Origin of the sequence: Modestobacter excelsi (genome assembly GCF_005930495.1) — a bacterium.
Classification (GTDB): Bacteria; Actinomycetota; Actinomycetes; order Mycobacteriales; family Geodermatophilaceae; genus Modestobacter; species Modestobacter excelsi.
On the sequence record NZ_SJEX01000159.1, the window covers coordinates 1 to 1,637 of the forward strand.

1 protein-coding gene is annotated in these 1,637 nt (G+C 75.4%); it reads left to right on the forward strand.

Going from position 1 to position 1,637, the window contains the following annotated elements; all coding sequences use genetic code 11:
* Nucleotides 1-105: 105 nt before the first annotated feature.
* Nucleotides 106-1,637: putative lipid II flippase FtsW (gene ftsW, locus FHL80_RS25035; protein ID WP_246078946.1), on the forward strand; the 1,532-nt coding region annotated here is incomplete at its 3' end.

Consider the following 1,637-nt stretch of genomic DNA (forward strand, 5'->3'; position numbering starts at 1 on the left):
CGCCCCGACAGCCCCCGCCCCCCGGCAGGGTCCCGCCGCGAGCCTGCGGGCGGTGGGGGGCAGGGGGTCCTCCGGCTCCGCGGGCCGGCCTGGCTGGACGGCCCGATGACCAGCTCGCACCTGGTGCTCGGCTCGGCCGGCCTGCTGCTGGTCGTCGGCCTGGTGATGGTCTTCTCCGCCTCCTCGATCGAGGCCGCCAAGGCCGGGCAGCCGGCCTGGCTGCCCGGGGTGCGCCAGATCGGGTTCGCCGTCGTCGGGCTGCTCGGCATGCTGGTGGCGCTCCGGTTGCCGATCGGCCGGCTGCGCCGCTGGTCGGGCCCGGCGATGCTGGTGGTGTTCGGGCTGCTGGCGCTGGTGCTGGTGCCCATCCCCGGGGTCAGCCTGGAGCTCAACGGCGCGCGCGCCTGGTTCAACCTGGGGTTCACCAACTTCCAGCCCTCCGAGCTGGCCAAGCTGGTCTTCGCACTGTGGGGCGCGCACGTCATCGCCGTCCGGGAGAAGTACCTGACGACGAGGTCGCTGCTGGTGCCGGTGCTGCCGGTCTTCCTGCTGATGAGCCTGCTGCTGATCGCCGAACCGGACATGGGCGCGGTGGTCAGCCTGCTGCTGGTCGTCGCCGGGCTGATGTGGGCCGGTGGGCTCTCCCGCCGCTGGGTCGGCGTCGCCGTGCTGGCGGTAGGGGCCGTGGTCGCGCTGATGGTCGTCCTCGCGCCGTACCGGATGGCCCGGGTCACCGGCTTCATCGACCCGTGCGCCGACGCCAGTGACAGCGGCTACCAGGCCTGCCACGGGCTCTACGCGCTGGCCACCGGCGGCTTCTGGGGCGTCGGGCTGGGCAACAGCGCGATGAAGTGGAACCTGCTGCCGCACGCCGAGTCCGACTACATCTTCGCGATCATCGGCGAGGAGCTGGGCTTCCTCGGCTGCCTCGTCGTCGTCTGCCTGTACGCGATCCTCGGCTGGGCCGGCTTCCGGATCGCGCGCCGCTCGACCGACCGGTTCATCCAGCTGGCCAGCATCGCGATCACCGTCTGGCTGATCGGCCAGGCCACCATGAACATGGGCTACGTCGTGGGCCTGCTGCCGGTCACCGGGGTCACCCTCCCGCTGATCTCGGCCGGCGGGACGTCGCTGGTGCTCACCCTCTTCGTGATCGGGCTGCTGGCCAGGTTCGCCCGGGCCGAGCCCGCGGCGATCGCTTTCCAGCGCAGCCAGCCGCGCGGCCGGCTGGCCCGGCTGCTGCTGCCGGTGCCGCCGGCCGCGGTCGACCCGGTGCCCCCGCGCCGTCGGCGCGGCCGCCGCGGGGGTGAGCGCGGCCGCGACCCCGGCCCGGCCCGCCGTCCCGAGCGGCACGACGGGCGCACGGTGACCCGGGTGCCGGATCCGGCGGCGGTGCGCCGGTGGCCGGACCCGGGGCGGGACACCCCGGACGAGCGGCGGCGGGCTGCGGAGCGGCAGACTGTCACCGGCCGGCCGAACGCCGGTGACCGCCCGACCGTCCGCAACCGGCCCGCGTCCCCTGCAGGGCCCGTCCTCCGCGACGTGCCCCGCGAACGCCCGCGGTCCGGGGAGCTGCCCGCTGCGCGGGTCCGGCCGGCGACGCGGCCCCACCCCCCGAGAACGGAACGGCCAGGACG